At 68.8% G+C, this 26,222-nt stretch carries 30 protein-coding genes; 20 read left to right on the top strand and 10 right to left on the bottom strand.

Going from position 1 to position 26,222, the window contains the following annotated elements:
* Positions 1-109 precede the first annotated feature (109 nt).
* From R1Z03_RS01600 to R1Z03_RS01610, 3 genes are all read left to right on the top strand, one after another.
* Positions 110-748 (top strand): LysE family transporter, encoded by a 639-nt coding sequence (locus R1Z03_RS01600; RefSeq protein WP_284393355.1) that lies wholly within the window; start codon positions 110-112, stop codon positions 746-748.
* A gap of 142 nt (positions 749-890) precedes the next feature.
* On the top strand, positions 891-1,508 hold the full coding sequence (locus R1Z03_RS01605) for a ParA family protein (protein ID WP_317356288.1): 618 nt from the start codon (positions 891-893) through the stop codon (positions 1,506-1,508).
* A gap of 65 nt (positions 1,509-1,573) precedes the next feature.
* Positions 1,574-2,038, top strand: coding sequence for a MaoC family dehydratase (locus tag R1Z03_RS01610; RefSeq protein ID WP_284393360.1), 465 nt, complete (start codon positions 1,574-1,576; stop codon positions 2,036-2,038).
* A 98-nt stretch (positions 2,039-2,136) separates the two neighbouring features.
* Here R1Z03_RS01610 and R1Z03_RS01615 read toward each other — a convergent pair whose 3' ends face one another.
* Positions 2,137-2,466, bottom strand: coding sequence for a DUF4148 domain-containing protein (locus R1Z03_RS01615; protein ID WP_317356290.1), 330 nt, complete (start codon positions 2,464-2,466; stop codon positions 2,137-2,139).
* Between the two features lie 194 nt (positions 2,467-2,660).
* Between R1Z03_RS01615 and R1Z03_RS01620 the strand changes: the two genes are divergently transcribed.
* Positions 2,661-3,626: a LysR family transcriptional regulator gene (locus R1Z03_RS01620; RefSeq protein WP_317356291.1), complete on the top strand. Its 966-nt coding sequence runs from the start codon at positions 2,661-2,663 to the stop codon at positions 3,624-3,626.
* Positions 3,627-3,650: 24 nt separating this feature from the next.
* On the opposite strand, the gene trmL is transcribed toward R1Z03_RS01620, so the two are convergent.
* A complete protein-coding gene (gene trmL / locus R1Z03_RS01625; RefSeq protein WP_272565035.1) occupies positions 3,651-4,112 on the bottom strand; it encodes a tRNA (uridine(34)/cytosine(34)/5-carboxymethylaminomethyluridine(34)-2'-O)-methyltransferase TrmL in 462 nt (153 codons plus the stop codon).
* An 81-nt stretch (positions 4,113-4,193) separates the two neighbouring features.
* Positions 4,194-4,916 (bottom strand): ComF family protein, encoded by a 723-nt coding sequence (locus R1Z03_RS01630; RefSeq protein WP_284408096.1) that lies wholly within the window; start codon positions 4,914-4,916, stop codon positions 4,194-4,196.
* Positions 4,917-4,953: 37 nt separating this feature from the next.
* On the opposite strand from R1Z03_RS01630, the gene R1Z03_RS01635 reads away from it, so the two are divergent.
* The 7 genes from R1Z03_RS01635 (at position 4,954) to R1Z03_RS01665 (ending at position 11,109) form a co-directional block, all read left to right on the top strand.
* Positions 4,954-5,859 carry a methyltransferase domain-containing protein gene (locus tag R1Z03_RS01635; protein WP_284429363.1) on the top strand — a complete coding sequence of 302 codons (906 nt, stop codon included), beginning with the start codon at positions 4,954-4,956 and terminating at the stop codon, positions 5,857-5,859.
* 489 nt (positions 5,860-6,348) lie between these two features.
* A complete protein-coding gene (gene coxB / locus R1Z03_RS01640) occupies positions 6,349-7,518 on the top strand; it encodes a cytochrome c oxidase subunit II (RefSeq protein WP_272565032.1) in 1,170 nt (389 codons plus the stop codon).
* Positions 7,519-7,551: 33 nt separating this feature from the next.
* Complete coding sequence (gene ctaD / locus R1Z03_RS01645; RefSeq protein WP_272549039.1) at positions 7,552-9,192, top strand: cytochrome c oxidase subunit I; 1,641 nt, start codon at positions 7,552-7,554, stop codon at positions 9,190-9,192.
* A gap of 13 nt (positions 9,193-9,205) precedes the next feature.
* Positions 9,206-9,316 carry a cytochrome oxidase small assembly protein gene (locus tag R1Z03_RS01650; RefSeq protein ID WP_272549038.1) on the top strand — a complete coding sequence of 37 codons (111 nt, stop codon included), beginning with the start codon at positions 9,206-9,208 and terminating at the stop codon, positions 9,314-9,316.
* 21 nt (positions 9,317-9,337) lie between these two features.
* Entirely contained in the window at positions 9,338-9,961 is a 624-nt protein-coding gene (locus R1Z03_RS01655) for a cytochrome c oxidase assembly protein (protein WP_372588226.1), read from the top strand.
* A complete protein-coding gene (locus R1Z03_RS01660) occupies positions 9,958-10,176 on the top strand; it encodes a DUF2970 domain-containing protein (protein ID WP_284429362.1) in 219 nt (72 codons plus the stop codon). The genes R1Z03_RS01655 and R1Z03_RS01660 overlap by 4 nt, the downstream gene beginning before the upstream one ends.
* A gap of 51 nt (positions 10,177-10,227) precedes the next feature.
* Positions 10,228-11,109 (top strand): cytochrome c oxidase subunit 3, encoded by an 882-nt coding sequence (locus R1Z03_RS01665; protein ID WP_272565029.1) that lies wholly within the window; start codon positions 10,228-10,230, stop codon positions 11,107-11,109.
* Between the two features lie 111 nt (positions 11,110-11,220).
* Here the strand turns inward: R1Z03_RS01665 and R1Z03_RS01670 are convergent, their stop codons facing one another.
* Positions 11,221-11,442, bottom strand: a complete 222-nt coding sequence (locus tag R1Z03_RS01670; protein WP_175537684.1) for a twin transmembrane helix small protein — start codon at positions 11,440-11,442, stop codon at positions 11,221-11,223.
* A 15-nt stretch (positions 11,443-11,457) separates the two neighbouring features.
* On the opposite strand from R1Z03_RS01670, the gene R1Z03_RS01675 reads away from it, so the two are divergent.
* Genes R1Z03_RS01675 through R1Z03_RS01695 form a run of 5 tightly spaced genes read left to right on the top strand, consistent with a single transcriptional unit; the run spans position 11,458 to position 15,646 of the window.
* Complete coding sequence (locus R1Z03_RS01675) at positions 11,458-12,228, top strand: SURF1 family protein (protein WP_317356293.1); 771 nt, start codon at positions 11,458-11,460, stop codon at positions 12,226-12,228.
* On the top strand, positions 12,170-12,919 hold the full coding sequence (locus tag R1Z03_RS01680; protein WP_317356294.1) for a hypothetical protein: 750 nt from the start codon (positions 12,170-12,172) through the stop codon (positions 12,917-12,919). The genes R1Z03_RS01675 and R1Z03_RS01680 overlap by 59 nt, the downstream gene beginning before the upstream one ends.
* Positions 12,919-14,124 carry a COX15/CtaA family protein gene (locus tag R1Z03_RS01685; protein ID WP_317360191.1) on the top strand — a complete coding sequence of 402 codons (1,206 nt, stop codon included), beginning with the start codon at positions 12,919-12,921 and terminating at the stop codon, positions 14,122-14,124. The genes R1Z03_RS01680 and R1Z03_RS01685 overlap by 1 nt, the downstream gene beginning before the upstream one ends.
* The gene (cyoE, locus tag R1Z03_RS01690; RefSeq protein ID WP_284408102.1) at positions 14,121-15,032 is read left to right on the top strand and encodes a heme o synthase; all 912 of its coding nucleotides are present in this window, start codon (positions 14,121-14,123) and stop codon (positions 15,030-15,032) included. The genes R1Z03_RS01685 and cyoE overlap by 4 nt, the downstream gene beginning before the upstream one ends.
* A 5-nt stretch (positions 15,033-15,037) precedes the next feature.
* On the top strand, positions 15,038-15,646 hold the full coding sequence (locus R1Z03_RS01695; RefSeq protein ID WP_317356296.1) for an SCO family protein: 609 nt from the start codon (positions 15,038-15,040) through the stop codon (positions 15,644-15,646).
* On the opposite strand, the gene R1Z03_RS01700 is transcribed toward R1Z03_RS01695, so the two are convergent.
* The 5 genes from R1Z03_RS01700 to ftsY form a co-directional block, all read right to left on the bottom strand.
* Entirely contained in the window at positions 15,586-16,458 is an 873-nt protein-coding gene (locus R1Z03_RS01700) for a Crp/Fnr family transcriptional regulator (protein ID WP_317356297.1), read from the bottom strand. The genes R1Z03_RS01695 and R1Z03_RS01700 overlap by 61 nt on opposite strands.
* Positions 16,459-16,552: 94 nt before the next feature.
* On the bottom strand, positions 16,553-16,933 hold the full coding sequence (locus R1Z03_RS01705; protein WP_284405410.1) for an oxidoreductase: 381 nt from the start codon (positions 16,931-16,933) through the stop codon (positions 16,553-16,555).
* A 109-nt stretch (positions 16,934-17,042) separates the two neighbouring features.
* Positions 17,043-18,059 carry a tripartite tricarboxylate transporter substrate-binding protein gene (locus R1Z03_RS01710; protein WP_317356299.1) on the bottom strand — a complete coding sequence of 339 codons (1,017 nt, stop codon included), beginning with the start codon at positions 18,057-18,059 and terminating at the stop codon, positions 17,043-17,045.
* Between the two features lie 132 nt (positions 18,060-18,191).
* Positions 18,192-19,133 carry an RNA polymerase sigma factor RpoH gene (gene rpoH, locus R1Z03_RS01715; RefSeq protein ID WP_272565019.1) on the bottom strand — a complete coding sequence of 314 codons (942 nt, stop codon included), beginning with the start codon at positions 19,131-19,133 and terminating at the stop codon, positions 18,192-18,194.
* A gap of 282 nt (positions 19,134-19,415) precedes the next feature.
* The gene (ftsY, locus tag R1Z03_RS01720; RefSeq protein WP_317356301.1) at positions 19,416-20,858 is read right to left on the bottom strand and encodes a signal recognition particle-docking protein FtsY; all 1,443 of its coding nucleotides are present in this window, start codon (positions 20,856-20,858) and stop codon (positions 19,416-19,418) included.
* A gap of 29 nt (positions 20,859-20,887) precedes the next feature.
* On the opposite strand from ftsY, the gene R1Z03_RS01725 reads away from it, so the two are divergent.
* The 4 genes from R1Z03_RS01725 (at position 20,888) to coaD (ending at position 25,037) form a co-directional block, all read left to right on the top strand.
* Positions 20,888-22,342, top strand: coding sequence for a pitrilysin family protein (locus R1Z03_RS01725; RefSeq protein WP_317356303.1), 1,455 nt, complete (start codon positions 20,888-20,890; stop codon positions 22,340-22,342).
* Positions 22,343-22,365: 23 nt separating this feature from the next.
* On the top strand, positions 22,366-23,718 hold the full coding sequence (locus R1Z03_RS01730; protein ID WP_372588227.1) for a pitrilysin family protein: 1,353 nt from the start codon (positions 22,366-22,368) through the stop codon (positions 23,716-23,718).
* Positions 23,715-24,359, top strand: coding sequence for a 16S rRNA (guanine(966)-N(2))-methyltransferase RsmD (rsmD, locus tag R1Z03_RS01735; protein ID WP_317356305.1), 645 nt, complete (start codon positions 23,715-23,717; stop codon positions 24,357-24,359). Before R1Z03_RS01730 ends, rsmD begins: the two co-directional genes overlap by 4 nt.
* Before the next feature lie 180 nt (positions 24,360-24,539).
* Complete coding sequence (gene coaD, locus R1Z03_RS01740) at positions 24,540-25,037, top strand: pantetheine-phosphate adenylyltransferase (protein WP_284429351.1); 498 nt, start codon at positions 24,540-24,542, stop codon at positions 25,035-25,037.
* A 22-nt stretch (positions 25,038-25,059) separates the two neighbouring features.
* Here the strand turns inward: coaD and R1Z03_RS01745 are convergent, their stop codons facing one another.
* The gene (locus R1Z03_RS01745) at positions 25,060-26,184 is read right to left on the bottom strand and encodes a putative zinc-binding peptidase (RefSeq protein WP_317356308.1); all 1,125 of its coding nucleotides are present in this window, start codon (positions 26,182-26,184) and stop codon (positions 25,060-25,062) included.
* Between the last annotated feature and the right edge of the window lie 38 nt (positions 26,185-26,222).

Here is a 26,222-nt window from a genome sequence, read left to right on the forward strand (position 1 = left end):
GAGAGGGGGTGGAGAAAGAGGCGGTGAAGGGGACCTCGGCAATTTTGCATCGGTAAGATCGGCGGCTCCCGATCCTTTCATCTTCTTTCCTTTCTTTTCCGGCGGACCCATGGACCTGCACACCTGGCTGGCATTTTTGGCGGCGGCTTGCCTCATCGCGATCTCGCCGGGCTCCGGCGCCGTGCTGTCCATGAGCCACGGCCTCACCTACGGCGTGCGAAAGACGGGCGCCACCATCCTGGGGCTGCAACTGGGGCTGCTGCTGATCCTGGTGATCGCCGGGGCGGGCGTGGGCTCGCTGCTGCTGGCCTCCGAGACGGCGTTCAGCGCGGTGAAGATCCTGGGCGCGTGCTACCTCATCTACATCGGCATCGCCCAATGGCGCTCGGGCGATGCGTCGTCCCTGCCGGGTGGGGAGGCCGCGCCGGCCGGCCCGTGGCAAAAGCGCTGCCTCACGGGCTTTCTGACCAACGCGACCAACCCCAAGGGCATCATCTTCATGGTGGCCGTGCTGCCCCAGTTCATGACCGACACGCGCCCGCTGTGGACGCAACTGCTCGCCATGGCGGCCACCATGGTGGCGGTGGACATGGCCGTCATGCACGGCTATGCCGCGGGCGCCAGCGCGCTGCGCCGCCTGCTGCGCAACGCCCGCGCGGTGCGCGCGCAGAACCGCGTGTTCGGCGGCCTGCTGATGGCCGTGGGCACGGGGCTCTTCTTCGTCAAGCGCGGGGCCCAGCACGGCTGAATTCGGTTGCTATTAAAAATATAGCAATATGCCCTAGTGGAATATGCGCTGGAGGGGTTTTTGACTCATACTCCCCAGTCTGGCCCCGGGCGGCGCTACCATCGCCCCCGCCAACCCAACTTTTGACACCCAGGAGGCGTGCATGCCAGTGATCGCAGTGGCCAATCCCAAGGGCGGCGTGGGCAAATCCACGCTCGCCACCAACATCGCCGGCTATTTCGCCAGCCAGGGCCACGCCGTGGTGCTGGGCGACGCCGACCCGCAGCAGTCGTCCCGGCTGTGGCGCGGGCTGCGGTCCCCGGCCGTGCGGCCCATCGGCGACTGGCCGGTGCAGCCCGACGCCATCGGCCGACCGCCCAAGGAGGCCACCCACGCGGTGCTGGACACGCCCGCGGGCCTGCACGGCGCACAGCTCAAGTCGGTGCTCCAGCTGGCCGACAAGGTGATCGTGCCGCTGCAGGCCAGTGTGTTCGACATCTTCGCCATCCGGGGCTTCCTGGACGAGCTGGCCGAAAGCCGCCATGCGGCGAACGTGCAGATCGGCATCGTCGGCATGCGGGTCGATGCCCGCACCATCGCGGCCGACAAGCTGGGCGAGTTCGTCGAAAGCCTGGGCCTGCCGGTGCTGGGCCGGCTGCGCGACACGCAGAACTACATCCATCTGGCCGCGCAGGGCCTGTCGGTCTTCGACGTCTCGGCCAGCCGCGTGGCGCGCGACCTGGAGCAGTGGCAGGGCATCTGCGACTGGCTGGACCAGTAGGCCGGCGCGCGCGGCTGTCGCGCGCCCGACAACGCGCACGGCCCGCCCCGGCCTAAAGTGCGCGCATGAAAACCTTCCAGACGTATTCCGAAGTGGCCGCCTGCGTGGGCAGCGAGGTGGCGGTGACCGACTGGATCACCATCACCCAGGCGCAGATCGACCAGTTCGCCGAGGCCACGGGCGACCACCAGTGGATCCATGTCGATCCCGAGCGCGCGGCCCAGGGCCCGTTCGGCGCGCCGATCGCCCACGGGTTTCTCACGCTGTCGCTGATTCCGCGGTTCTTCGAATCGGCGTTCGCCATCGCCGGCGCGCGGATGGGCGTGAACTACGGGCTCAACCGCGTGCGCTTCACCTCGCCCGTGCCCGTGGGCAGCCGCCTGCGCGCGCGGCTCACGCTGCAGGCCTGCGAGCCCGCCGCGCCGGACGGCATCCAGATGACCTGGCTGGTCACCATCGAGCGCGAAGGGTCCGACAAGCCCGCGTGCGTGGCCGAGTCCCTGGCGCGCAATTACGGCGCCGCGCCCTGAAGGCGCCCCATGAAAAAGGCCCGCAGGGCGAACCTGCGGGCCTTTTTTGGAGGAGGGGCTGGGCCGGCCGCAACCGGCCGGGCCGCCGTGCGATCAGATCAGTGGTCGCCGCTGACCGTGTTGCGCGACTTCGCGGCCGCCACGGTTTGCGCCTGCACTTCCTTGCGGGTGATGACCGTGGCGTTGCCGGAAACGGCCAGGGGCGCGGGCACGTCGTACCAGTCGCCGGCGCGGGGCAGGGTGCCGTTCTGGCGGGCGGCCACCAGGTCGGCCACGACGGCTTCACGGGTCAGTGCGCTGGAGGCGGCGACAGGGGCGGGATAGTCGGAGCCGTCGCCTTCCACCCCGGCGTGGGCGGCGAAGGCGCTCAGGGCGATGGCGGCAGCGGTGGCGAGAGTGCGGTAGTTGTTCATGATGGTGTCCTTCATTGGTTGGTGTTTCCGGGCAAGGCTGGTCTTGTCGGGGGCCGGTCTTGTCCTGCCTCGGTGGGTCCGCCTTCAGGCTTTCTCATCGATGGGTTGAACTGTACGCAGGGTTAACCCTTTGAAAAACAGCACTCTCGGCAATGAATAATTAACGAAATTGAAATAATCGCGGCCCTTGAAACGCCGTCATTCCTGCAATGGATAGATTGCTGACGATGCGCGTGTTCCAGTCCGTGGTGGACGAAGGCGGCTTCGCCGCGGCCGCGCGCGCGATGGACCTGTCGGCCGCGGCGGTCACCCGGCTGGTTGCCGACCTGGAGAGCCACATCGGCACCCGGCTGCTGCAGCGGACCACGCGCCGGGTCTCGCTCACCGATGCCGGCGAGGCCTACCTGGCCCGCGTGCGCACCATCCTGGCCGACGTGGAGGAGGCCTTCGCCGCGGCCCAGGCCCACACCTCGGAGATCGCCGGCGTGCTGCGGCTGCACGCGCCGCCGGTGCTCGCGGTCCACATCCTCGCGCCGCTGGTGGAGGGCTTTCACCGGGCGCATCCCCGGGTGGTGCTGGACATCCATGTGGATTCCTCGCTGGAGCCGCCCATCGGTGATTTCGACATCACGCTGCTGAGCGACGACGCGGTCTTCGGCGCCAACGTGATCACCCGGCCCATCGTGCGGTCCGACAGCGTGGTGTGCGCCTCGCCCGCCTACCTGCGGGACCACGGCATGCCGCAGGTGCCGCAGGACCTGGCCCGGCACCAGTGCCTGCTGCGCCGGCGCAGCGACACCAAACCGGGGGTGATGCGCCTGTTCGATCCCCTGCTGGGCCACCGGGCCATCGACATCGAGGTGCAGCCGGTCTGCGTGACCAACCACATCGAGACCCTGCTGCGTGCTGCGCTGGATGGCGCGGGGCTGACCTCGCTACCGGTCGATCTGGCCGCACCCTACCTGCGAAGCGGGCAACTGGTGCGGGTGCTGGCGCCCTGGACGGCGGGGCGCTTCACGCTGTACGCGGCCTTTCCGAGCCGCAAGTTCATGCCCGCACGCACGCGGGCCTTCCTGGATTTTCTGAGCGCCCGCACGCGCCAGTCCGTGGAGGAGGCGCTGCAGGCCCCTGGCGTCCTGGACCAAAACGCGGCCCCGCGCGCCCCGCAGGCCTGAGGGCCGGGCCAGGGCCTTGGCGCATCAGAGAAAGCTGTTTTGCCGCCAGGCTTCGTACACCGTGACCGCCACGGCGTTCGACAGGTTCAGGCTGCGCTGCCCCGGCACCATCGGCAGCCGCAGCTGCTGGGCGGGCGGGAATGATTCGCGCAGCTCGGGCGGCAGGCCGCGCGTCTCGGCGCCGAACACCAGCCAGTCGCCGGCGCGAAAGCTGGTCTCGTACACCGTGAGCGTGGCGTGCGTGGTCATGGCGAACATGCGGGTGGCGTCCGGCTCGGCATCGCGCAGGAAGGCGGTCCATCCCGCGTGGCGCTGCACCTCGGTGTACTCGTGGTAGTCGAGGCCCGCGCGCTTCATCAGGCGGTCTTCCATGGAAAAACCCAAGGGTTCGATCAGGTGCAGCCGGCACGCGGTGTTGGCGGCCAGCCGGATCACGTTGCCCGTGTTGGGCGGGATCTCGGGTTCGACAAGAACGATATGAAACATGGCGTCTATTGTCGGCATCTGCGCCGCACCCGGCGCGAAAGCTCGTAAACAAACGTATCCAGGCCCGGTGATCGGCCCGGGTCAGGGACTATCGGTGCGGGCGACCACCACCGCGGTGATGTGCGCGGCGCCGGCCTCGCGCAGCACCCGCGCCGCCGCGTGCAGCGTGGCGCCTGTGGTCATCACGTCGTCCACCAGAACCACCCGGCGGCCCGCGATGCGCGCGGCGCGCGCGGGCTCCAGCGCGAACGCGCCGCGCAGGTTGCGCAGCCGGTCCTTGCGCGGCAAGCCGCTCTGCGCCTCGGTGGCGCGGGTGCGCAGCAGGCTGGCGGCATCCGCCTTCGCCGGCGACAAGGCACGCGCCAGCAGCGCGGCCTGGTTGAAGCCGCGCTCTTTCATCCGCTCGCGCGACAGGGGAATGGGCAGCAGGCAGTCGGCCGCTTCCACGGCCGGTTCCACCCAGGGCGTGCTGCGAAGCAGGGTGGCCAGCGACGGCGCCCAGCCGGGGTCGGCCCGGAACTTGAAATCGGCCAGCGCCTGCGCCCAGGGGTAGCCGTAGTCCACCGCGGCAAGGCAGGCGTCCAGCGGCGGCGGGTCGGTAAGGCAGCGCCCGCAGCGCGCCACGCCCGCCGGCACGGGCAGGGCGCAGGTCGCGCAGCGCGGCTGCGGCTGTGCGAAGCGGGTGGCGCAGGCATCGCAGACGCGCCGCGCGGGCCAGGCATGGCAGACGGCGCATTGGCTGGGCACGGCACCCAGGGCCGCGCCCAGCCAGTGCGATATCCCTGCAAGCTGCCTGTGGAGCATCGACTCAATATACTCGCCGCGACCCCGTTCCCCCACGATGCCAGAGCACCTTCCCCCCACCATCGACCCGCCCGCCGCGGCCCGCTGGCATGCCGCCGCCCCCGCCAGCTCCCCCTGGCTGCACGAGGAGGTGGCCCGGCGCATGGACGACCGGCTCCAGTGGATCCGCCAGGCCCCGGCCGCCTGGTGTGACTGGGATCCGGTGCGCGGTGGCCTGCAGGCCCATGCCCTGGTGCGCCAGCGTTACCCCCAGGCCGCCTGCCAGGTGGCGGAAACCGCGGTGCGCCGCCAGCCGGTGGCCGAGCAGGCATTGGGCGCGGCATGGTGGAGCCCTTCGCGCTGGGGTGGGCGTGCTCCGAAGTTCGGCCTGCCGGCGGACGGCAGCGTCAACATGGTGTGGTCCAACATGGCGCTGCACACGGCCGCCGACCCGCAGCGGCTGATCGGCCAGTGGCACCGGGCACTCGCCGTGGACGGCTATCTCATGTTCTCCTGCCTGGGCCCCGACACCGTGCGCGAACTGCATGCCGTCTACGCCGAACTGGGCTGGCCGCCCGCCGGCCATGCCATGACGGACATGCACGACTGGGGCGACATGCTGGTGCAGGCCGGGTTCGCCGAACCGGTGATGGACATGGAACGCATCCGGCTGACCTTCGCCACCCCGGCCCGGCTGCTGCAGGAGTTGCGCGAACTGGGCTGCAACCTGCACCCGGCGCGCTTTCCCGCGCTGCGCGGGCGGCGCTGGCGCGAGCGCCTGGAACAGGCGCTGGCCGACCGCCTGGCCGACCCGAACGAGGGCGGCCAGCTGGCGCTGACCTTCGAGATCGTCTATGGCCACGCCTTCAAGCCGGCGCCACGGTTGCGGGTGAGCGAGAGCAGCGCCGTGTCGCTGCAGGACATGCGCGCCATGCTGCAGGGGGCGAGAAAGCCGGGCGCCTGAGGGTGTTTTCCCGGGGGCAGAGCCCCCATGATCCGTCGCAACAGCAGGCTACAATTCTTGGCGGTGCTGTTCCGGAACTTCTGCTGCGCGGTGCGATCCCTGCGGCCCCGCCGGGAGGCCGCCTGTCGGTGGCAGGCTCTGCGGTCGGCGCGAAACCTTCCAACCTTCTCATGGTTTGTACGGGGCTGTGCGGCGGATGTCGCCGCGGGCCTTGCAATCGGGCCACGGGAACGGCATGCTGCACGGTGCAGGGCACGCGCCAACCCGCGCGGGCCTTGAAGGTCAGGAGACAAAAAGCGAAGCACCGCCGGTGCTCCGCATCGATGAAACCGGGTTCATGTGGAACCCAGCCGCGCTGAAGGGCTCGGGCATTGCGCCCCAAGGCCCGGGCACGGTCTGGATGTTGGAATTCGCATGGCTTTGTGCGCCGCCCCGACCCCACGCGGGGGCGCCCAGGGATTGGTTAATTGAGGCTTAGAAGTGAGAACTATGAAGAGCATTTCCAACAAGCTGGCTTCTTTGCTGCTGATGGCGGGTGCATGGGTGGGCACCGCAGCCCACGCCGTGCAGGATCTTCCCGGTGGCCCGGCCGTCAACCAATTGAATCTGGCGCCTCCGGTCACCCGCATCGCCGAGGAGCAGCAGTTCCTGCACTGGATGATGCTCATCATCTGCACGGTGATCTTCATCGCCGTGTTCGCGGTGATGTTCTATTCGATCTGGAAGCACCGCAAGTCGCGCGGCGTCAAGCCGGCCAATTTTCATGAGTCCGTGACCGTCGAGGTTATCTGGACCATCGTGCCCTTCATCATCGTGATCCTCATGGCGCTGCCCGCCACCAAGGTGCTCGTGGCGCAAAAGGACACCACCAACGCCGACCTGACCATCAAGGTCACCGGCTACCAGTGGAAGTGGGGCTACGACTACATCACCGGCGAAGGCCAGGGCCTGGCCTACATCTCCACGCTCGACAGCAGCCACCGCCGCATGTCCGACAGCGGCAACGTGAGCAACGCGCCGGCCGACTACCTGCTCAAGGTGGACAACCCCCTGGTGGTGCCCGTGGGCAAGAAGGTGCGCGTGATCACCACCGCCAACGACGTGATCCACTCGTTCATGGTGCCGGCCTTCGGCATCAAGCAGGATGCGATCCCCGGCTTCGTGCGCGACACCTGGTTCCGCGCCGACAAGGTGGGCGACTACTACGGCCAGTGCGCCGAGCTGTGCGGCAAGGAGCACGCCTACATGCCCATCCACGTGAAGGTCGTCTCCGCTGCCGACTACACCCAGTGGGTGGCGGGCGAGAAGAAGAAGGCCGCGGCCAAGCTGGACGACCCGAGCAAGGTGTGGACGCTGCAGGACATCCTGCCGCGCGGCGAGAAGGTCTACGCCGCCAACTGCGCGGCCTGCCACCAGGCCAACGGCAAGGGCGCGGGCCCCATCAAGCCGCTGGACGGCTCCGCCATCGTCAAGAGCGACGACCACACCCAGCAGATCCACATCGTGCTCAAGGGCGCCGCCAACGGCGCAATGCCCTCCTGGGCGCAGTTGAGCGACACCGATCTGGCGGCCGTGGTGAGCTACACCAAGAACGCCTGGTCCAACAAGACGGGGCAGATCGTGCAGCCGTCCGAGATCCTGGCCCAGCGTGGCAAATAGCCACCCACGCCCCAACGCACTGAGGAATCCAAGATGAGCGCAGTTCTCGACAACCACGGTCACGCGGGCGGCCACGCACACGACAGCCACGGCGATCACCACCATCACGGCCCGACGGGCTGGCGGCGCTGGGTGTTCGCGACCAACCACAAGGACATCGGTACGCTGTACCTGCTGTTCTCGTTCACCATGCTGATGGTGGGCGGCATCCTGGCGCTGCTGATCCGCGCCGAGCTGTTCAAGCCCGGCCTGCAGCTGGTGAACCCCGAGCTGTTCAACCAGCTCACCACCATGCATGGCCTGATCATGGTGTTCGGCGCCATCATGCCGGCGTTCGTGGGCTTCGCGAACTGGATGATCCCGCTGCAGATCGGCGCATCCGACATGGCCTTCGCGCGCATGAACAACTTCAGCTTCTGGCTGATGATCCCGGCGGCCATCATGCTGGTGACCTCGTTCCTCATGCCTGGCGGCGCGCCGGCGGCGGGCTGGACGCTGTATGCGCCGCTCACGCTGCAGATGGGCCCGTCGATGGATGCCGGCATCTTCGCGATGCACATCCTGGGGGCCTCGTCCATCATGGGATCGATCAACATCATCGTGACCATCCTGAACATGCGCGCACCCGGCATGACGCTGATGAAGATGCCCATGTTCGCCTGGACCTGGCTCATCACTGCCTACCTGCTGATCGCCGTGATGCCCGTGCTGGCCGGCGCCATCACCATGACGCTGACCGACCGCCACTTCGGCACCAGCTTCTTCAACCCCGCCGGCGGCGGCGACCCGGTGATGTACCAGCACATCTTCTGGTTCTTCGGCCACCCCGAGGTGTACATCATGATCCTGCCGGCCTTCGGCATCATCAGCCAGATCGTGCCGGCGTTCTCGCGCAAGCGGCTGTTCGGCTATGCCTCCATGGTGTATGCCACCTCGTCCATCGCCATCCTGTCGTTCATCGTGTGGGCCCACCACATGTTCACGACCGGCATGCCCGTGACCGGCCAGCTGTTCTTCATGTACGCCACCATGCTGATCTCGGTGCCCACGGCCGTGAAGATCTTCAACTGGATCGCCACCATGTGGCGCGGCTCCATGACGTTCGAGACCCCGATGCTGTTCGCCGTGGGCTTCATCTTCGTGTTCACCATGGGCGGCTTCACCGGGCTGATTCTGTCGATGGCCCCCATCGACATCCAGCTGCAGGACACCTACTACGTGGTGGCCCACTTCCACTACGTGCTGGTGGCCGGCTCGCTGTTCTCCATGTTCGCCGCGTACTACTACTGGGCGCCGAAGTGGACCGGCGTGATGTACAGCGAAACCCGGGGCCGCATCCACTTCTGGGGCTCGCTCATCACGTTCAACGTGACGTTCTTCCCCATGCACTTCCTGGGCCTGGCCGGCATGCCGCGCCGCTATGCCGACTACCCCATGCAGTTCGCCGACTTCAACATGCTGGCCTCCATCGGCGCGTTCGGCTTCGGCCTGATGCAGGTGTACTTCTTCCTGTTCATCGTGGTGCCCGCGATGCGCGGCAAGGGCGAAGTGGCGCCGCAGCGCCCGTGGGAAGGGGCCGAGGGCCTCGAATGGGAAGTGCCTTCGCCGGCGCCTTTCCACACGTACGAGACGCCTCCGAAGCTGGACGCCTCGGCCACCCGCGTGATCGGCTGAGGAGGGCCTGGCAATGACCCCCGAGCAAAAGAAGTCCAACCGGCGCATGGCGCTGATCCTGGCCTCGGTGGCCGTGGCCTTCTTCGTCGGCTTCATGGTCAAGATGGCCTGGCTGGCCCGCTGAAAGCCTGGACGCGCCATGGGCATGTTCCGCACCGAAAACGCCAAGATGGTGGGCAAGCTGGCCGTGATCTCGGTCGGCATGTTCGCCTTCGGCTACGTGCTCATTCCCATCTACAAGCACATCTGCGAGATGACCGGCATCAACATCCTGTCGCTGTCCGAGCGGCAGGTGCCGGGCAACGGGGTGGCGGGCCGCGATGTGAAGGTGCCCGCGAACACGCAGGTGGACAAGAGCCGTACCATCACCGTGGAGTTCGATGCGAACGCGCGCGGCCCGTGGGACTTCAAGCCCGCGCAGCGCTCGCTGCAGGTGCACCCGGGCGAGCTGGCCACGGTGATGTACGAGTTCCAGAACGTGCAGAACCGCCGCATGGCCGCGCAGGCCATCCCGAGCTACGCACCGCGGCAGGCGGCCGCGCACTTCAACAAGCTCGAGTGCTTCTGCTTCAACCAGTACGTGCTGGAGCCGGGCGAAAAAAAGCAATGGCCCGTGGCGTTCGTGATCGACCCGCGCCTGTCCAAGGACGTGACCACCATCACCCTGTCCTATACCTTCTTCGAGGTGGGCGGCAAGACGCCGCCCGCGCCCACCGAGCCCACTGCCGCGCTGCCCGCCGGCGTGGTGCCGCAGGGGGCCGGATCGTGAGCCCGCGCACCCCCGGCGAATCGCCGGCGCGCCGCAAGGGCTCGCTGCTGCGCACCGTGCGGGCGGTGGCGTGGTCGTTCATCGGCCTGCGCAAGGGCTCGGAATACCAGCAGGACGTGGAGCGGCTGAACCCCATCCACATCATCGCCGTCGGCCTGGCCGCGGCGCTGCTGCTGGTGGTCGGGCTGATCGCGCTGGTCAACTGGGTCGTCTGATGGACGGCCGCAGCCCGACGGATAACAACGATTTGAGATTCAGGAGCTGACATGAGTGCATCTACCCCCGGCACGACCCCGTACTACTACGTGCCCGCCGAATCGCGCCATCCGGTGATGGCGGCGGCCGGCCTGTTCTTCGTGATCCTGGGCGCGGGCCAGTGGGTCAACGGCCACGACTGGGGCAAGTATTCGCTCGCCCTGGGCATGGTGTGGTGGCTGTTCGTGCTGTACCAGTGGTTCCGCGATGCCGTGCGCGAGAGCGAAGGCGGCCTGTACGGGCACAAGATCGATCTGTCCTACCGCTGGAGCATGAGCTGGTTCATCTTCTCGGAGGTGATGTTCTTCGGCGCCTTCTTCACCGCCCTGTGGTGGGCGCGCTCCCATTCGGTGCCGGCCCTGGGCAGCCTGGACAACGCGCTGCTGTGGCCCGATTTCAAGGCCGTGTGGCCCAGCATGGCGGCGGGCATGACCGCATCGCCCGCCGGCATCGTGGAGCCCTTCCAGACGGTCGGCCCGTTCTGGCTGCCCACGATCAACACGGCGCTGCTGCTGACCTCCGGCGTCACGCTGACCATCGCGCACCATGCGCTGCGCGAAAACCACCGCGGCAAGACCATCGCCTTCATGTGGGCCACCGTGCTGCTGGGCATCGTCTTCCTGTGCGTGCAGGGCTACGAGTACTACCACCTGTACACCGACCTGAACCTCAAGCTCAGCTCCGGGGTCTTCGGCTCCACCTTCTTCATGCTGACGGGCTTTCACGGCTTTCACGTGTTCGTGGGCATGCTGATGCTGCTGTTCATCACGCTGCGCCTGCAAAAGGGCCACTTCACGCCGGAAAAGCACTTCGGCTTCGAGGGCGCCGCCTGGTACTGGCACTTCGTGGACGTGGTGTGGCTGGGCCTGTACGTGCTGGTCTATTGGCTGTAATCCAGGCCCCTCGGCGGCCCGACGAAAAAAGCGCCGCAGGGCGCTTTTTTTGCGGCGGTGCTCCGGTGCCCGCCGCGGCCCGTGGGCCATGCCGGGCAGACCGAGTGGCGCTCAGCGCGTGGCCGGCAGTCCGGTGGGCTGGATGTAGCCCAGCTTCCAGGCGGCCAGCAGGCACAGGAAGAGCAGAATCGACAGCCCCACGCGGACGGCGAGCGCGCGGGCCATGCGGCCGCTGCGGGCTTTGTCGTTGCGGCCGTTGCGCATCATGAAGAACAGCGCGGAACCGAGGCTCGCCAGAATGGCCAGGAAGGCCAGCACCACCACGTATTTCATGGAGCGCATTATCCCGTGACATCTGCAAGACGCCGGCTTGGCCTGCAATTTTGGCTGATCAGCCTGGCCGCCGTGGTGGCCATGGCCGCGACCGCGTCGCTCGGGCGCTGGCAGCTGTCCCGCGCGGCGCAGAAGGAAGCCTTGCAAGCCGCCATCGACGCGCGTTCGGCCCGGCCACCATTGGAGGGCGCCACGCTCGCGGCGCTGCCTGCGGCCACGGGGCCGGACGACCCGCTGGTGCACCGCCGCATCGTGCTGCGCGGCCGCTGGCTGTCCGCCCACACCGTTTTCCTGGACAACCGGCAGATGCAGGGCCGGCCGGGGTTCTTCGTGCTCACGCCGCTGCAATTGCAGGACAGCGCCACCAGCGTGCTGGTGCAGCGCGGCTGGGTGCCGCGCAATTTCCAGGACCGCACCCAGTTGCCCCAGATCCCCACGCCGGCGGGCGACACCGAGGTGGAAGGCCGCATCGCGGCGGCGCCATCGCGGCTGTACGAAGTTGGCGCCACCGGCAGCGCCGAGGGGTCTTCCCGCATCCGGCAAAATCTCGACCTGGCAGCCTATCGCGGCGAGACCGGCCTGGCCCTGGCGCCACTCACCGTGCTGCAGACGGGGGGCGCGAGCGACGGGTTGCTGCGCGACTGGCCCGTCATCGACGCCGGGGTCGAAAAACACTACGGCTACGCCGTCCAATGGTTCGGGCTTTGCGGCCTGGTGGCAATCCTCTATGTCTGGTTCCAAATCGTCCGACGCTTCCTTCGCCCACGCCGCCAGCCTGCCGCCTGACGCGCCCCAGGGCGCCCACCCGCTGGGCCTCACGGTGCACAGCCTGCCGCCCGCGGGCGGGGCCATGGCGGCCGTGCAGCAGTCCCGCCAGGGGCGCTGGAAGATGCTGGGCATCCTGCTGGTGTGCGCGGCGCCCGTGGTGGCTTCTTACTTCACCTACTACGTGCTGCGGCCCGAAGGGCGGCGCAATTTCGGCGAACTCATCGCCCCCCAGCGCGCGATGCCGGCGGGCATGGCGACCATCGCTCTCGATGGCGCTCCCGGTCGGCTCGACCAGCTGCAGGGCCAGTGGCTGCTCGTGAGCGTGGCGCCCGGCGCCTGCGGCACCGCCTGCCAGAACCATCTGTACCTGCAGCGGCAGCTGCGCGAAAGCCTGGGCAAAGACAAGGACCGCATCGACTGGGTCTGGCTGGTGACCGATGGCGCCGCGCCGCCGCCCGAGATCCAGCCGGGCCTGCAAAAGGCCCAGGTGCTGCGGGTGGATGCGCAGGCGCTGTCCGCGTGGCTCGCGCCCGCCACCGGCCATGCGATCGAAGACCATCTCTACGTCGTCGATCCCATGGGCCACTGGATGATGCGTTTTCCGGCGGGCCTGGACGCCGCCGGGGCCGCCAAGGCCAAGCGCGACCTGGAGCGGCTGATGCGCGCCTCGGCCTCGTGGGACCAGCCCGGCCGCACCGGAGCGCCATGATGCAGGACGCCCAGCCGCTGTACGACCTGGCCCCGCTCGCCCGCATGGTGCTGCTGGGCGCGGTGATCGCGCTCGGGCCGCTGGCCTGGGTGTGGCTGCGCAACCGCGGCACCTCGCGAGTGCGGCGCCTGCAGGCGCTCACCGTGCTGACCCTGTTCCTCACCTTCGATCTGGTGCTGTTCGGCGCCTTCACCCGGCTCACCGATTCGGGCCTGGGCTGCCCCGACTGGCCGGGCTGCTACGGCAACGCCAGCCCGCTGGGCGCGCATGCCGAAATCTCCGCCGCCCAGCAGGCCATGCCCACCGGGCCGGTCACGCACGGCAAGGCCTGGGTGGAGATGATCCACCGCTATCTGGCCAGCGGCGTGGGCATGCTCATCATCGTGCTCACCGTCGGCGCATGGTGGCAGCGGTCTCGCGCGGCCAGGCGCCAGGGCCTGCCGCCCGCCCTGAGCCCCTGGTGGCCCACGGCGACGCTGGTGTGGGTGTGCCTGCAGGGCGCATTCGGTGCGCTCACGGTGACCATGAAGCTCTTTCCCGCCATCGTGACGCTGCACCTGATCGGCGGGTTGGTGCTGCTGGCGCTGCTGTGCGTGCAGGCGGTGCGCGAGACGCACGCCGCGCGCGGCGTCCCGCCCGTGGCGCTGGGCCGCGGCCTGCACCGCCTGCTGTTGGCGACCACCGTGCTGCTGGCGGTGCAGATCGTGCTCGGCGGCTGGGTGAGCACCAACTATGCGGTGCTGGCCTGCACCACGTTCCCCACATGCCAGGGCAGCTGGTGGCCCGACATGGCCTTCGGCCAGGGCTTCGAGATCTGGCGGCCGCTGGGCCTGCTGCAGGACGGCAGCCACATCACCTTCGCGGGCCTCACGGCCATCCACTATGCGCACCGGCTGGCGGCCTACGCCGTGCTGCTGGCCCTCGGGCTGCTGGCCTGGCGCCTGCACCGTGCCGCGCTGCTGCCGGCCCAGGCGCGCTGGATCGCGGGCCTGGCGCTGATGCAGTTCGCCACCGGCCTGTCCAACGTGGTGCTGGACTGGCCCCTCGTGGCTGCCGTGCTGCACACCGGCGGCGCCGCGGCCCTGGTCGTGGTCCTCACCTGGGCCCTGGCCGCAAGCCGCGCCGTGGGCGCCGCCCGCCCCCTGGCGGCGACCGTCAGCGCAACGACAACCGCGCCCACCGGCGCAACGAGAATCTCCGCATGAGCGCTGCTCCCGCCACCTCCCCTCCGATCGCCAGCATGCCGTCGCGCGCGGCGCAGTTCTATGCGCTGACCAAGCCGCGCGTGGTCCAACTGATCGTTTTCTGCGCCTTCATCGGCATGGTGCTGGCCGTGCCCGGCATGCCCAGCGGCGCGCAGTGGGCGCACATGGCCGTGGCCTGTGCGGGCATCTGGCTCGTGGCGGGTGCCGCCGCGGCATTCAACTGCATCGTGGAGCAGGGCATCGACGCGAAGATGAAACGCACCGCCTGGCGGCCCACCGCCAAGGGCGAGCTGTCCAACACGCAGACGCTGCTGTTCTCGGCGGCGCTGTGCGCGGCGGGTTCATTGGTGCTCTACCGGTGGGTCAACCCGCTCACCATGTGGCTCACCTTCGCCACCTTCGTCGGCTACGCGGTGGTGTACACGGTGATCCTCAAGCCGCTCACGCCGCAGAACATCGTGATCGGCGGCGCCTCGGGCGCCATGCCGCCGGTGCTGGGCTGGTCGGCCATGACGGGCGACGTGGCGCCCGAGGCGCTCATCCTGTTCCTCATCATCTTCCTGTGGACGCCGCCGCATTTCTGGGCCCTGGCGCTGTACCGCGTGGAGGACTACCGCAAGTCGGGCCTGCCCATGCTGCCCGTCACGCACGGCAACGAGTTCACGCGACTGCAGGTGTTCCTGTACACGCTGATCCTCTTCGCGGGCTGCCTCATGCCCTTCGTGTACGGCATGAGTTCCTGGATCTACCTGGCCGCCGCCGTGGTGCTCAGCCTGGGCTTTTGCGCCTATGGCTTTCGGCTGTGGCGCCGCTACTCGGATGCGCTCGCCCGCGAGACCTTCCGCTTTTCCCTCATCCACCTGAGCCTGCTGTTCGCCGCGCTGCTGGTGGACCACTACGTGCTGTGATCGCCATGAACAAACGCATTGCTCTTAAAAGAATCGCTGCCAGCGCTTTGCTGGTCAGCGCTGGTGGCCTGTTGGCGGCGTGCTCCAAGAAGGGCCCGGAGTTCAAGGGCGTGGACATCACCGGCGCCGACTACGCCAAGGACCTGCCCCTGCCCGACCACAACGGCCAGCCGCGCCACCTCAAGGACTTCGCGGGCAAGGTCGTGGTGGTGTTCTTCGGCTACACCCAGTGCCCCGACGTGTGCCCCACGTCCATGGTGGAACTGGCGGAGGTCAAGCGCTCGCTGGGCGCGGACGGCGACCGGCTCCAGGGCATCTTCGTCACAGTGGACCCGGAGCGCGACACGCCCGAGGTGCTCAAGGCCTACATGGCCAACTTCGACCCCACCTTCCTCGCGCTGCGTGGCAGCCCCGAGCAACTGGCCGCCGTGGCCAAGGACTTCAAGATCTACTACAAGAAGGTCGACGGCAAGACGCCCACCAGCTACACCATGGACCACTCGGCCGGCAGCTACGTGTACGACCCCGCCGGCCGCCTGCGCGTGTACAACCGCTACGGCAGCGGTGCGCAAGCGCTGGCCGCCGATGTGCGGGCCCTGCTGAACGAGGGCTGAGGCGGCGGCGCTGCCGCATCGGCGTGCTTCACCACCGCCGCTGCGCACCAGGCAGCACTGGCCACCGGGCCGGACACCGGTTCTGCCATGCCGCGGGCCAGGGCCGCGAGGCGGGGCCGCACGATGGCGCAGTGCCAGCGGTCATGCCGGACCAGACCGCCCGTCTGGGCGATGTGCGCGAGCCCCCGGGCCACCGTCTCGCGCGTGGTGGCCAGCAGCGCGGCCAGCATCGCCTGCGTGGGCAGCCGCACCAGCGTGCTGCGCTGCAGATCGGCCAGCAACAGCAGGGCGCTTGCCAGGCGCGCCGTGGCCCCGCGCATGCGCAGCAGCCCCGACCAGTCCGCAAGCTGTGCCTGCGCCCGCGCGTTCTCGCGCGACAGCGCCTCCAGCCAGCTCAGTGCCGCGGCGCCGTGGTGGACCGAGCGCAGCGCTTCTGCAGACACTTCGCACAGCCGGCCCTCGCCCAGGGCCGTGCCCGACAGCTCCGCAGGCGCCGCGAACAGCGCCGTCGTGCCCAGGGCATGGCCGCAGCCCGCCAGGCCCACGGGCCGGTCGATGCCTTCGGCGCCCCGGCGGTGCAGCAGCACCGTACCGACCTTGAGGATCTGCAGCACCGGCGCGGACTGGCCTTGGCGCACCAGCGTTTCGCCCTTGCGAAAGCGCCGCTCCACCACGCGGCCCGCCATCTGCACCTCGCGCGGGGCCCGGCCGAGCAGGCAGTGCGAGCGGCCGGCGCAGGTGTGGCACGGAGGCAGGGGCGCGCCCTCTTCGGTCGGCGTGGTGCCGTGGGGCCGGGTGCGCAGACTCAGCACGAAAACGGCCTCCAGGGCATGATTTCTCCCGGCATATCGCTATGAAAATAATAGCAATTGCTTGCGATGGTGACGGACGGAGCGAACCGGGTGCTCAGGCGTAGGCCAGTTCGCCGTGGCGGCTTTCGATGCGCTGGCCGGCCGACAGCGACATCAGCAAAAGCGCGATGGTCTCGTGCAGGATGACCGTCTGCTGGTTGCCCGTGTCCACCATGTGCCGGCGCAGCGCGTCACGCACCGCCGGCTGGCCCGTCACATCGATCACGATGTCCGCGGCGCTGCCGTGCGCCGCCAGCAATCCCATGAAATCGGAGGTCACGGGCACGCCGTGGCTGCGCGCCAGCTCGATGCTGGGCAGGGAGAGGTTCAGGTCCGCCACCCCGAGCACGGAGACGAACGGCGCTGCCAGCAATTGCTGCAACAGCGGGGTGCCGGTGTGGCCGGCACCGATGACGAGGATGCGAAAGGGCTGCATGGCGTGCCTTGGAAATCACGAAGGCGCCAGTCTGCCGGCCACGGGCCCCGCGGGGCATGATCTGCATCAACATCGGTGGAGGCGCAGCGCGCCCCACCGGGGCAGGGCGTCAGTCGGCCCGGATGCCCTGTGTGCGGATCACGCGGGCCATGAGCGCGGTGTCCGCCTGGATGCGGTTCGCCAGCCCCTGCGGCGAGGTCCCGGCCACCTGCCAGCCTTGCTGGAACAGCTTGGCCCGAACGTCGGGGCTGCGGGCGATGTCGGCGATCAGCGCCGACAGCCGCGCCTGCACCGCAGCGGGCATGGTGGCCGGCGCCGCGAATGCGTTCCAGATCTCCAGGTTCAGGTCCGGCACGCCGGCCTCCGCCAGGCTGGGCACGCCAGGCACGAGCGTGCTGCGACCGGCCGAGGTGACGCCGATGAGGCGCAGCTTGCCCGTGCGTTCCTGCGACAGGGCGAGCGCAGGCGGCAGCAGCGCCATCTGCAGCTGTCCGCCCAGCATGCCCGTGGCCACCTGCGGGTAGCCGGGGTAGGGCACGTGCACCGGCGCGATGCCGGCGCGGGCCTTGAGCAGTTCCGTGCCCAGGTGGCCCACCGTTCCCACGCCCGGCGTGCCGTAGCTCCAGCGGCTGCCGGCCTGCCGCGCCGCTGCGAGAAACGCGCGCGCATCGGCATGGGCCGGCCCGTCCGGCTGCGAGGCCGGGGCGGTCAGCACCAGCGGCGAAGTGCCCACCAGGCTCAGCGGCGCGAGGTCCTTCTGCGGATCGTAGGGCACGGCCGGGTTGAGCAGCTTGGCGATGGTCAGGTTGCCGTTGATGAACAGGCCGATGGTGTGGCCATCGGTCGCCTTGGCCACCGCATCGGCGCCGATGTTGCCGCCCGCGCCTACCTTGTTTTCCACGATCACCGGATGGCCCAACGCCTGCGCCAGCGGCTCGGAGAACGTGCGCGCCGTCAGGTCCGGCGACGATCCCGGCGGAAAGCCCACGATGATGCGCAGCGGCTTGCTCGGCCACCCCGGCGTCGCCAGTGCGCCGGGTGCCGATTGGGCCGTGGCCGTGCCCAGAGCGCCAGCGAGCGAAAGGGCCACCATCAGCGTGCGGCGTCGAACGGCAGGAAAAGTCATGGGGGTCGTGTCCTTGGAGATCGGGGGCACCGGCAGCCGACGCACCCATGAAAAAAGCGCGCAATCCGCAGGGGATTGCGCGCTCGGGATTATCGCCATGCCAGCCGCCTGCGAAGGCGGGTGGCCAGCCGGTCAAGCGTACTCGACCAGGGCCTTTTTCATCTTCTTCATCGCGGCCACTTCAATCTGGCGGATGCGTTCGGCGCTCACGCCGTACACGGCGGCCAGCTCGTGCAGCGTCATGCCGCCGGAGCCGTCGTCGTTCACCTTGAGCCAGCGCTCTTCCACGATGCGGCGGCTGCGATCGTCCAGGCCCGAGAGGGCGGCGGCGATGCCGTCGGTGGCCAGGGCATCGCGCTGGCGCGATTCGATCATGGCGGTGGGCTCATGGGCACCATCGGCCAGGTAGGCGATGGGGCCGTAGGCCTGTTCGCCGTCATCGGAGGGCGAGGGGTCCAGCATCACGTCGCCGCCCGACAGGCGGGTTTCCATCTCGATGACCTCTTCGCGCTTGACGTTCAAGTGCTGTGCCACTGCATCGATTTCGCGCTCGGAGAGCGTGTCGCGATGGGTGGCTGCATCGGCGGCGGCCGCATCGGCCTTGAAGCCCTGCTTCATCGAGCGCAGGTTGAAGAACAGCTTGCGCTGCGACTTCGTCGTGGCCACCTTGACCATGCGCCAGTTCTTCAGGATGTACTCGTGAATCTCCGCCTTGATCCAGTGCATGGCGTAGCTCACCAGGCGCACGTTCTGATCGGGGTCGAAACGCTTGACGGCCTTCATCAGGCCCACGTTGCCTTCCTGGATCAGGTCGCCGTGGGGCAGGCCGTAGCCGAGGTACTGGCGGGCGATGGAGACCACCAGACGCAGGTGCGACATCACCATGCGGCCAGCGGCATCCACGTCGTTGTTGTCCTTGAGCTGGCGCGCGTATGTGCGCTCTTCTTCCGCCGTGAGCAGCGGAAGGCGGTTCACCGCCGAGATGTAGGCGTCCAGATTGCCCAAGGGGGGGATGAGCGCCCAAGGATTGGCGGGAGCCAGAGCGGTGGCTGCGGTTCCAGATTGAAGCGTCATTCCAGAGATCCTTTCTTCCATGACATTCATGTTAGCACTCCATATGAGGGAGTGCTAAGGGACTAGTTCCCGCACCGGCGTAGGACGTGGGAGATGCGTTATTGTCGGGAAAAAGGGCGTCGGCGCAGCAATTCAAAGGGTATAGTGCTATTGAATTAGTAGCGAAAAAATCCAAAAACTTCGTTTTGTGAACAATCAATTCACCGGATGGCACCAATCCGTCCCGGTCGCCCAGCCCCCGGCACACGTGGCAAGGGGCTTCGGACTCCGTTCGCCGATCGGTCAAGTCAGCAAAGCTTGCGCGAATTCCTTGGCGTTGAAGGTTTCCAGGTCTTCCAGCTTCTCGCCCACGCCGATGAAGTACACCGGAATGGGGCGTTCCTGCGCGATGGCAGCCAGCACGCCGCCCTTGGCCGTGCCGTCGAGCTTGGTCACGATGAGGCCGGTCAGCTGCAGCGCATCGTCGAAGGAGCGCACCTGGGCCAGTGCGTTCTGTCCCGTGTTGCCATCGATCACCAGCAGCACCTCGTGCGGCGCCGTCGCATCCGCCTTGGTGACCACGCGCTTGATTTTCTGCAGCTCCTGCATCAGGTGCAGTTGCGTCGGCAGGCGCCCGGCGGTATCGACCAGCACCACGTCCTTGCCGCGCGCCTTGCCGGCGGTGACGGCATCGAAGCTCACCGCTGCGGGATCGCCGCCGTCCTGGCTCACGATCTCGACCGTGTTGCGGTCGGCCCAGACGCCGAGCTGCTCGCGCGCCGCCGCCCGGAAGGTGTCGGCCGCGGCCAGCAGAACCGCCGCGCCCTCGTTGGCCAGGTGCTTGGTCAGCTTGCCGATGGAGGTCGTCTTGCCCGCGCCGTTGACCCCCGCCACCATGATCACGGTGGGCGTGTAGCGGCCGATGACCAGCGATTTCTCCAGCGGCCGCAGCAGGTCGGCCAGGGCCTCGGCCAGCAGAGCCTTCACGGCGGCCGGATCGGTGGTCTTGGTGTCCTTGACGCGGCGCTTGAGGTCGTCCAGCAGGTGCTGCGTGGCCTTCACGCCGGTGTCGGCCATCAGCAGGGCCTCTTCCAGCTCTTCGTACAGCGCGTCGTTGATCTGGGTGCCGGTGAAGACCGTGGCGATGCTGCTGCCGGTCTTGCGCAGGCCGTTCTTCAGGCGGTCCATCCAGCCCTTGCGCTCGGCGGGCGCGGGCTGCAAGGGCGGTGCGGCCGGGGTGGGCATCGCCGGTGGTGGGACCGGCACGGCGGGCACCGCCGCCGGGGCATGCACGGGCGGCACGACGGGCGTGGAAACAGGCGCAGGAACACGCGCCACTGTGGGGGCCGCCGGGGCCGGCACCGGTGCCATCACAGGGGCAGCCACGGGGGGCGTGATGGGTGCGGGAGAGGGGGGTGTAACCGCAGCCGGCGCGGGTGCCGTGGGTGCCACGGGTGCCGCAGGCGCGATGGGCGCGGGCGCCGCGACCGGGGCTGGCGGCTGCACCGGGGCATGGACAACGGGCGGCGGCGCCACCGGCACCTCCACCGGCGCCTTGGCGAACGGTTTCTTCAGCCACCCGAAACCCCCGGAGGCCGCAGGGGCACTCGAAGGGGCTGCGGAGGGCGGCGAGAGCGCGTCGGCGGCGGGCGTTGCAGGCACGGAAACCGCTGGCGCAGCCTCCGCGGGATGGGGGGCTTGCGGCTCGGTGGGGGCGGCGGGCTTTTTCTTGAAAAAACTGAACATTGGAGGGTTCTTAGAATCGCATCCATTCTATGAAACGCGCTATCACCCTTCTGGGCCTGCTGGCCTGCGTGCATGCCGGGGCCCAAACCCCGCCATCCGCTCCCACCCCCCTTTCTCCCTCGGCCCAGGACACGCAGGCGCAGCGCCCGCCGTCCACGGGGGTTCGGCAATTCACCTTGAAGAACGGCATGCAGCTGCTCGTGCAGCCCGATCGCCGGGCGCCCACGGCGGTGCACATGGTCTGGTTGCGGGTCGGCGCGATGGACGAGGTGGATGGCACCTCCGGCGTGGCCCACGCGCTGGAGCACATGATGTTCAAGGGCTCCAAGACCGTGCCGCCGGGCGAGTTCTCGCGCCGCGTGGCTGCGCTGGGCGGGCAGGAAAACGCCTTCACCAGCCGCGATTACACCGGCTATTACCAGCAGATCCCCGCGAACCGGCTGGAAGACGTGATGAAGCTCGAAGCCGACCGCTTCGCCAACAACCAGTGGCCCGACGCCGAGTTCAAGCGCGAGATCGAGGTGGTCAAGGAAGAGCGCCGCATGCGCACCGAAGACCAGCCCCGGGCCGCGCTCATCGAGCAGCTCTACGCCGCCACGTTCATCGCCTCGCCCTACCGCCGGCCCGTCGTCGGCTGGATGAGCGATCTCGATGCCATGACCGCCGACGACGTGCGCGCCTTCCACCGCCAGTGGTACGTGCCGGCCAACGCGGTCGTCGTGGTGGCCGGCGACGTGGACCCCGACAAGGTCCGCGTGCTGGCGGAAAAGTACTACGGCCGCATTCCCGTGCGCGCCGTGCCGGCCCGCAAGCCGCGCGTGGAGCCCGTGCAGCAGGGCATCCGCCGCATCGCCTACAAGGCGCCGGCCGAGCAGGCCTATGTGGCCCTGGCGTTCCGCGCGCCGAGCATCACGCGCCTGGAGAACATGGCCGATAGCGACCGCGATGCGTTGTCGCTGCTGGTGCTGTCGGCCGTGCTCAGCGGCTACGACGGTGCGCGCCTGGAGCGCGCCTTGAGTCAGGGCCCCGACCGTGTGGCCGACAGTTCGGACAGCTCCGCCTCCGTCGTGGGCCGCGGCCCCAGCGTGTTCCTGCTGACCGGCGTGCCGGCCCCCGGCAAGACCCCGCAGCAGGTCGAGGACGCCCTGCGCGCCGAGGTCGCCCGCATCGCCCGCGAAGGCGTGAGCGAGGCCGAACTGGCCCGCGTGAAGACGCAGTGGGCGGCCTCCACCATCTACCAGCGCGATTCGCTGCAAAACCAGGCCAGCGACCTGGGCAGCAACTGGGTGCAGGGCCTGCCCCCCGACGCCGACGCGCGCCTGATCGCCCTGCTGCGCGCGGTGACGCCCGCCCAGGTGCAATCGGTGGCGGCCCGCTACTTCGGCGACGACCAGCTCACGGTGGGCACGCTGCTGCCGCAACCCATGGCCCCTGGCGCCAAGCGCGCCGCCCCCGCAGCCGGCGCCGACGGGCGGATGCATTGATGAGAACGCGCAGGACACCCCCCATGAAAACCTTCCAACGCATGGCCGCACGCGCGTGCCTCGCCTTTGCCGGGGCCTTGTGCCTGGCCCACCCCGCCTGGGCGCTGCTGCCCATCCAGCACTGGACGGAGCCGAGCGGCGCCCGCGTCTGGCTGGTGGAGAGCCCGGCCATTCCGATGGTCGACGTGCAGGTGGACTTCGATGCCGGCGCGCGCCGCGACCCGGCCGCGCAGGCGGGCCTGGCGAGTGCCGTGGCGGCCATGTCGTCCAAGGGCGTGCGCGCCCAGGGCGATGAGCCCGCCATGGACGAAAACGCGCTCGGCGAAGCCTGGGCCGATCTGGGCGCGAGCTTCGAGGCTGCGGCCGACCGCGACGGCCTGAGCTTTTCGCTGCGCTCGCTCACCGAGCCCGACCTGCTGGACCGCGCGGCGCGGCTCGCAGCCCGGCAACTGGCCCAGCCGAGCTTTCCGCAGGACATCTGGCAGCGCGAGCGTTCACGTTGGGCCGCCGCTTTGAAAGAGGCGGAAACCCGCCCCGGCACGGCCGCGGCCAAGGCCTTCGGCAGCGCGGTGTACGGCAGCCACCCCTACGGCCAGCGCACGACACCCGAAACCCTGGGCCGCATCGAGATCGCGGACATGCAGGCCTACCATGGGCGCTACGTCGAAACCTGCCGGGCCCGCGTGAGCATCGTCGGGGCCGTCACGCGCCCACAGGCGCAGGCGCTGGTGGCCACGCTGCTGTCGCAGATGCCCGCGCGCGATCCGGCCACCTGCCAGCCGCTGCCGCCCGTGCCCGAAGTGCAGGCGCTGGCCGCGCCGGTGCAGCAGGACATTCCCTTCGCTTCGGCGCAGGCGCATGTGCTGATCGGCCAGCCGGGCTTTGCGCGGCGCGACCCTGACTTTTTGGCCCTGCTGGTGGGCAACCACATCCTGGGCGGCGGCGGCTTCACCTCGCTGCTGACCAGCGAAGTGCGCGAAAAGCGCGGCCTGAGCTACAGCGTGTACAGCCAGTTCTCGCCGGGCCTGAACACCGGCGTCTTCCTGGTCGGGCTGCAGACCCGTCCCGACCAGGCCGCCGAGGCCGTGAAGGTGTCGCGCGACGTGCTCGCTCGCTTCGTGGCGCAGGGCCCGACCGAGGCCCAGCTCAAGGCCGCCAAGGACAACCTGATCGGCGGCTTCGCGCTGCGCATCGACAGCAACCGCAAGCTGCTGGCCAACGTCGTCAACATCGCGTGGAACGACCTGCCGCTGGACTACCTGGAGCACTGGACCGACCGCGTGCAGGCCCTGACGGCCGCCGATGTGCGCGCCGCCATGGCGCGCAAGCTGCAGCCCGACCGCATGGTGACCGTGGTGGTCGGGGGCCAGCCTTGAACCGGCCCGCACGCCGCGCCGCGCCGGCAGCGCCGGCTAGGTCAGGGGCCGCCGCGAAGAAGCCCGCGGCCAAGGCGCCCGCGGTGAAAGGCGCGGGCGAGGTCCGCATCATCGGCGGGCAGTGGAAGCGCACGCGCCTGCCCGTGGCGCAACGCCCCGGCCTGCGCCCCACGCCCGACCGGGTGCGCGAGACGCTCTTCAACTGGCTGGGTCAGGACCTGACCGGTTGGCGCTGCCTCGACGCCTTCGCGGGCACGGGCGCCCTGGGGTTCGAGGCCGCCTCGCGCGGCGCCACGGCCGTGCAGCTGGTCGAGAACGATCCGGCGCTGGTTGAGCAACTGCACTCGCTGCAGCAGCGCCTGCAGGCCATGGCGGTGCGGGTTCAGCGGGGCGACGGCGTGGCTGCGCTGCGGCACTGCGCGCCAGGCAGCCTGCATTTGGTGTTTCTGGACCCGCCGTTCGATGGCGCCCTGTTCGAGCCTGCGATCGCCGCGGCGGCCCAGGCGGTGGTGGCCCAGGGTTTCATCTACCTGGAAGCGCCGCAGGCCTGGGATGAGGCCGTGCTGGCAGAACTGGGGCTGGCGGTGCACCGCCATCTGAAGGCCGGCGCCGTGCACGCCCATCTCCTCCAAAAACAGTGATGCTATTGAATTTGTAGCGTAATGCCATAGTGGAATATGCGCTGGAGGCATTTTTTGCTTTGAATGCCCTCGGCCATCACTGCCGCAGAGGCGGCCTTTCCGCCCGCTGCATAATCCGCCCCTGCGCCCGCCCAACCGCGTGTGCCCCCTTCCGCCAGACCGAAAAGGAGCGACCACGCCATGGCCCAGAACGTCCTCGCCATCTATCCCGGCACCTTCGATCCCATCACGCTGGGCCATGAAGACGTGGTGCGCCGCGCCACGCAGCTCTTCGGACGGGTCATCGTGGCCGTGGCGGCAGGGCACCACAAGAAGACGCTGTTCAGCCTGGAAGAGCGCATCGAGATGGTCCGCGAAGCGGTGCGTGGCTATCCGCAGGTACAGGTCGAGACCTTCTCCGGCCTGCTGCGCGACTTCGTGGTCGAGCGCGGCGGCAAGGCCATGGTGCGCGGCCTGCGCGCCGTGACCGATTTCGACTACGAGTTCCAGCTGGCCGGCATGAACCGCAGCCTCATGCCCGAGGTGGAAACCGTCTTTCTCACGCCCAGCGACAAGTTCCAGTTCATCAGCAGCACTTTCGTGCGCGAGATCGCCCTCTTGGGTGGCGAGGTGGACAAGTTCGTTTCCCCGGAAGTGTCCGAACGCCTGGCCGTCAAGGTGCGCGCCCAGTCCGCCTGAGGCGAGTTCGCGGCCGGCGCCGTCAGGCTTGCCGTGCTTTCAGCGGCTCGGGCCGTGCGCGGTTGCGGGCGGACTGCACCAGTTCATGCACGAAGCGCAGCTTGGCGAGCGCCCCGGATGACAGGGCGAACGGATAGGCATCCTGCTGGCCCAGGCTGCGGTTCAGGCTGTTGAGCAGCAGCGTGAGCGGTACCCACTCGCTGACCATCGCATCGAAATCCGGGGATTGCGTGGCGAACGGGTCGTTCATCGTGAAGCGGCGCGGCGCGCCTGCCTTGGGCTTCGGGATCTGAAGCCCGGTGCGGTAGCTCGACGCCGTTTCCAGCAGATCCACCATGTGCAGGTAGTGCGCCCAGGTCTCGGCCCAGTCTTCCCAGGGGTGGGCCGTGGCGTACGCGCTCACATGGTGGTCGCCCCAGTCCCGCAGGTGCGGACTGCTGGCGTAGTAGGTCTGCAGCGCCGCGCCGTAGTCCTGGCGCTCGTCGCCGAACACGGCACGGAAGTGGTCCAGCTTGCCCTGGTCGCGCAGGAGCTGGTCCCAGTAGAAATGCCCGGATTCGTGCCGCAGGTGGCCGATCAGCGTGCGGTAGGGCTCGTGCAGCGCCAGCCGGCGGCGCGCACGTTCGTCATCGTCGGCTTCGGCGATGTTGAGGGTGATGGTGCCGCTCGAATGCCCGGTGATCACGGGGTACCCCGGCTGGTCGGCCAGAAATTCGAACGCCGGGCTTTCGCCGGGGGGCGCCGGCTCCAGGCCCAGCTTGGCCAGCGTGTAGTAAAGCTGCCGCTTGGCGTGTTCGATCTGTTTCCAGCGCCGCAGGTTGGCGGGCTCCGACAGGTCGGGGAGGATGCGCGTCTGCCGGCACGAGACGCACAGGGCCTGGGGGTCGTCGCCCTGCAGCGCGAAGTTGCAGGCGCGGTGCGCGGTGCGGTGGTGGCACAGCCGATACAGCGGCTGGGCACTGCCCCTGCCGGAGTCCGCGACCCGCTCCCACAGGTCCGAGTCGTCACGCAGGCCCGATACGGCTGGCACCAGCGCCGCCATCGTCAATTGGTCTGGCAGGAAGGCGAGCTTGGCGCCGCAATGCAGGCATTGGACGCTGTCGAAGAAAACGAGGTGACCGCATTGGTCGCAATTGAATACCTGCATGGTGCGAGCTTAGAGCCTGTGACGAATCTTGCATTGCA

The organism is Acidovorax sp. BLS4 (assembly GCF_032929295.1).
GTDB lineage: Bacteria > Pseudomonadota > Gammaproteobacteria > Burkholderiales > Burkholderiaceae_C > Paracidovorax.